This window comes from Thermodesulfobacteriota bacterium, from assembly GCA_040756475.1.
GTDB lineage: Bacteria > Desulfobacterota > Deferrisomatia > Deferrisomatales > JACRMM01 > JBFLZB01.
On sequence record JBFLZB010000272.1, the window covers coordinates 1 to 4,441 of the forward strand.

At 69.2% G+C, this 4,441-nt stretch carries 5 protein-coding genes; 2 read left to right on the top strand and 3 right to left on the bottom strand.

Going from position 1 to position 4,441, the window contains the following annotated elements; genetic code table 11:
* The 3 genes from AB1578_22220 to AB1578_22230 form a co-directional block, all read right to left on the bottom strand.
* Positions 1 to 429, bottom strand: a 429-nt coding sequence (locus AB1578_22220) for a hypothetical protein (GenBank protein MEW6490615.1), incomplete at its 3' end; no start/stop codon positions are given.
* 50 nt (positions 430 to 479) lie between these two features.
* Positions 480 to 1,352 (bottom strand): transglutaminase-like domain-containing protein, encoded by an 873-nt coding sequence (locus AB1578_22225; GenBank protein ID MEW6490616.1) that lies wholly within the window; start codon positions 1,350 to 1,352, stop codon positions 480 to 482.
* 167 nt (positions 1,353 to 1,519) lie between these two features.
* Positions 1,520 to 2,356, bottom strand: a complete 837-nt coding sequence (locus AB1578_22230; protein ID MEW6490617.1) for a rhodanese-like domain-containing protein — start codon at positions 2,354 to 2,356, stop codon at positions 1,520 to 1,522.
* An 827-nt stretch (positions 2,357 to 3,183) separates the two neighbouring features.
* Between AB1578_22230 and AB1578_22235 the strand changes: the two genes are divergently transcribed.
* Together AB1578_22235 and AB1578_22240 are read left to right on the top strand one after the other, a co-directional pair.
* Complete coding sequence (locus AB1578_22235) at positions 3,184 to 3,897, top strand: ATP-binding protein (protein ID MEW6490618.1); 714 nt, start codon at positions 3,184 to 3,186, stop codon at positions 3,895 to 3,897.
* Positions 3,898 to 4,015: 118 nt separating this feature from the next.
* A partial coding sequence (locus tag AB1578_22240) for a DNA adenine methylase (protein MEW6490619.1) occupies positions 4,016 to 4,441 on the top strand: 426 nt, incomplete at its 3' end.

The window sequence follows — 4,441 nt, forward strand, 5'->3', positions numbered from 1 at the left end:
CCCACCGACGCCCGCGCCTCCCGTGCCCCCGTGACCTGCCCCTCCACCGGTGTAGGTCGAACCCGCCCCGCCCCCAGGCCCGCTCCCCGCCCCGTGCCCCCGCCCGTCGACAAAGATGCGGGAGCCCGCTTCCACCACCAGGTCACCCGCCGTCGCAAGATCCAACCCTTCCGGCGCCCCAGGGGGGTGGGTCACTACGGCGCCTCCGGAGAGCTCCAGCGACGCAAAGGTGTGCGGCCCCTCCACCGTGACCGTGGCGCCGACCACCCGGACGATCTGGCCGTCGTAGGTCGCATCGCCCGCGCCGATGGTCGTGTTGGAGAAGATGGTCACCACAGACTGCGCGCCCGCCACGCCCGGCCAGGGCAAGGCGAGCAGCAGGGCGGCAAGGGCGGTGCGAGAGAGGCGGATGATGGACAGCAGGTTCATGCTCGTTCCCCCAGGTCAAGAAGTGCATACGACGAAGAAGAAAAGGGTCTTCACTGCATCGTCACTGCCAGCGCACCCGCGGTCACGCCGAAGCGGTGCCGGATGCCCGCCACGGCATGGGCGGCTCCCAGGAGGCGAAAGGCCAGGAAGCGCTCTACCGATTCCCGGAAGACCCTCTCTTGTGGATCTGCCACCTGCCAGGCGCCGCCCAGGTGCACCTCCGCCCAGTTGTGGAAATCCGCGGGGGCGACGACCCGGTTTTCCCCATACACGTACCCCGCCACCCCCCGGGCGGGGATGCCGCTCGCCCGGCAGAGGGCGACGAAGAGGCTCATGTACTCGGTGCAGTCGCCTTGCCGGGTGCGGAGGGCGTAGAGGGCGCCGCGGTCGTCCTTGAGGTAGCCGGCGTAGCGGATGTTGGCCGCCACCCAGTCGAAGATGCTCCGCGCCGTCTCGGCCGGGGTGGGACGGCGCAGCGTCTCGGCCAGGGGGAGGATTTCCGGGTGGTCGGCTTCGATGAGGGGCTCGGGGGGGAGGAAGCGCTCGAGGCTGCGCTCTTCCAGCGGGTTAGGCGTTTCGGAGAGGGCGAGGCTCGCGCGGATCGTGACGATCCGGGTCGAGAACGGAGGAATCGGGTCAAAGGCGAAGCGAAGCACTTGGTTGCCGAGTTCGTCGACGGTGAGCTCGCTGGGGTGAGAGGTCTCGAGCTCCAGGCATTTCTGGGTGGCGGTCTGGCGTACCGGGGCGTAGGCGTGGAGGGTTGCGCCTTCGACGAGCCGGTTCGAGGGGTTCTGGACGGTCAGGGTGAACTGAAGCCGCCGGGTGATGGGGTAGGCAGGCTCGGCATCGCCGGTGATGTGGCGGGTGCTCGCCCCCGGGGCGGCGGCGCACGGGAGTGCCGTTGCGAGGAAGACGGCAGTCACAAAGGCGGCGGGGATAACTGCACGGCGGCTCCCGCAGGCGAGTTGCCGCGCGAGCGGCAGGGGGAAGGGTCGGCTCTGCGCCAAGGTCGTCGGCGGGAGCTGGCTCCTGCCGGGGAACCGGAACGGAGCCGCGCTCGATCGGTTGCGCCCAAAGGCAACCAGGGGCGTCACGGGCAGCTCCCGCAGCGGCCCTGCCGGACGGTGGAGGGGATCTGGCCCACCGTGGCCCGATTGCTCTGGAGCGCCTGGTATCGCTCGTAGGCGTCGAGCCCGCCATCGAGGTAGAAGACGGTGCCGAGGTCCTGGCCGGCTTCCCGCGCGTGGCGGAGCACACCTTCGGCTTGCGGGCAGTCGTCCCCTTTGCGATCGAAGAGGAGAAGGCGAGCGAGCCTTCCCTTGCCGGCAGGAAGGCGCTTCTGCAGGGCTCGGACCGCGGAGACGAACTCTTCCCCTGCTGCGGGATCGGGCAGGAGCACCGCCGGCCCGACGGGGGCCAGCGCCAGGTCCTTGGCTTCCACGCGAAAACCGGCAACGCGCCACTCTCCGGTCCGGAGCGCCGACTCGAGCTCTGCTGGGGTCACGCGGCTCAATCCCGCCAGTGCCTCTGGGTCCCCCTCGATGGGGCCGCCCCGCTCCCACCAGTGGTTGATCCCTCCTTCCAACACCCGCACCTGCGCGAAGCCTGCCCCACCGAGGCGCGCGCACTCCTCCAACAACGGGCCGTCGTCGTGGCCCTCGCCGATCAGGACGACCGTCGTTGACCGGAGAAAGCCCTTCGTGCGCACGGCGTAGAGGGGAATCTGTAGGGAACCGGGGATTCGGGCCCGGCCCTGCGGGTCCGGGCGGCGGACATCGGCAAGGACAACGCCACTTTGGCGGTCCTGGGGCAGGTCGTCGTATCGGAGGAGGCAGTGCAGGGCTTCCGGGGTCAGCGGACGCACCGGCCCGCCGACGAGCTGTTGCTCCTCGTCACAGGCCTCCGGCCCGCCCCCCGGAAGGGACAAGACGGCATCCTCAGGAGGCCGAAGGTCGAGCGCCTCCGACGCTGCCGCCCCAGCGGCGTCCCGCGAAGCGAAGCAGGCCGCCAGGACAAGAACTCCTGCGAGAGAGGCGATGGGTTTCGGGATCGGCACGCTCTGCGGTCCTCTCCACACGGAAGCCCTTGGCCGGGGTTTCCCTCGGGGCCGGCGGGAAATGGTCTGCCAACCTGCGGTTGGCTCTGTACCACGGGGAGCTTGCCCTCGTCTTCACCCAAAGGAGTGAATTTGCGGCCCCCCCAAAAATTCCAGCCCCCCGCAGGGTGCGTTCCCAAACGCACCGTCTCCGCCCAACCGCCGCGTCACCCCCGCCTCGATCAACCGCCACCGGGTGGAGAAGTCCCGATCCCCATCGGGCAGCGTCCAGATGCAGTGAAGATGCTCGGGCAAGAGCACCCAGGCCTCCACCGTGAACGGAAACCGTCCCCGCACGTCCGCAACCGCTTCCCGAAGCGCCGCCCGCGCCGCGTCGGAGCAGAGCCACCGCCGCCGCCCCGTGCCAAGGGGTCACTCCGGGCACACGCCGGATGCTCAGCCCTGGCACCGACCGGGTCGACGAGGCGGGGCGGATGCCGAACACCGGTTCCGCTGCCATGCCGAACAGGTTTGGTTGCGTGGCCGGAATCAGCGTTCGGATTGCGGATTCCGCGTTCGGCATGTTCCGGAATCCTTCGGAACTAGCGGATAGGAAAGGCGAAAGCGACGCTGGATAACCTTGGTTTCTTCGGCCATCCTCTGCCTCCTTTTAGCCCCAGCGCAAGGAGGTGGAGAACGTGGCTCAGAAAAGGTTGTCCATGCGAAAAGTCCGTGAAGTTCTCCGGCTGCGGTGGGAGTGCCAGCTCACCTACCGAGCCATTGCCCGAAGCTGCGGTGCCGGCCAGTCGACCGTGCACGACTGTGTGCGTCGGGCCCAGCGCGCCGGGCTATCCTGGCCGCTGCCCGAGGATCTCGACGAGGCAGCCCTCTACCAGCTGCTCTACCCCGATGAGCACAGGGCCCTTGAGTTGGCCCAGGGGGAGTGGGTGCGTCGCCACCTCAACGTGCTCGTCGTCGGGCCTACCGGGGCGGGCAAGACCTACCTCGCCTGCGCCCTGGGGCAGGCCGTCTGCCGCCAGGGACTCGCCGTGCGCTACGAGCGTACTTCACGGCTGTTGACCGCCTTCGCCCACGCCCGCGCCGGCGGCTCCTACCCCAAGCTCCTCGACGAGCTTGCCCGCGTGCCGCTGCTCGTCCTCGACGACTGGATGCGAGACCCGCTCACCCCCGCCCAGTCCCGCGACCTCCTCGAGGTTCTTGACGACCGCTACAGCAAGAAGGCCACGTTGTTCGCCTCTCAGCTCCCCGTGGTCGAGTGGCACGCCCGCTTCCCCGATCCGACGGCGGCGGATGCCACCCTGGACCGGCTGGTCCACAACACCTACCGCCTCGATTTGCGGGCCAAGCGGTCCCAACGCAAAACTCGCTCTCCTTTGCCGCCCTCGGAGACGGTGGTCATGCCGAACACCTAAGCGTATGATTTCCACCTCCAGCGTCGCTTCGCGCCGCTACCGTTCGCCATGCCCGGAACTCGTGTTCGGCTTGGCCGGAATGCGCAGCGTGCCCCAGTGCAGGAGAACGAAGCGGGCGGTGATCAAGTACATCGGCTCCAAGCGCACCCTCGTCCCCGTCATCCTGGAAGCCGTCCGCCGGGCGGGGGAGGCCCGGTCGGTGATCGACCTCTTCTCGGGCACCTCCCGGGTGGGGCACGCCCTCAAGGCCGCGGGATACCAGGTCCTCGCCAACGACCACAACGCCTACGCCGCCACCCTGGCGCGCTGCTACGTCGAGGCCGACGCCGAAGACGTGCTCGACGACGCCCGAAAGCTCGTGCGGGAGCTCAACGCGCTGCCGGGCGCGCCGGGATACTTCACCGAGACGTTCTGCACGCGGTCCCGGTTCTTCCAGCCCAAGAACGGCGCGCGCATCGACGCCATCCGCGAGGCCATCGCCGCCAAGGGCCTCGACCCCGAGCTCGAGGCGGTGCTGCTCGTCTCCCTCATGGAGGCCGCCGAC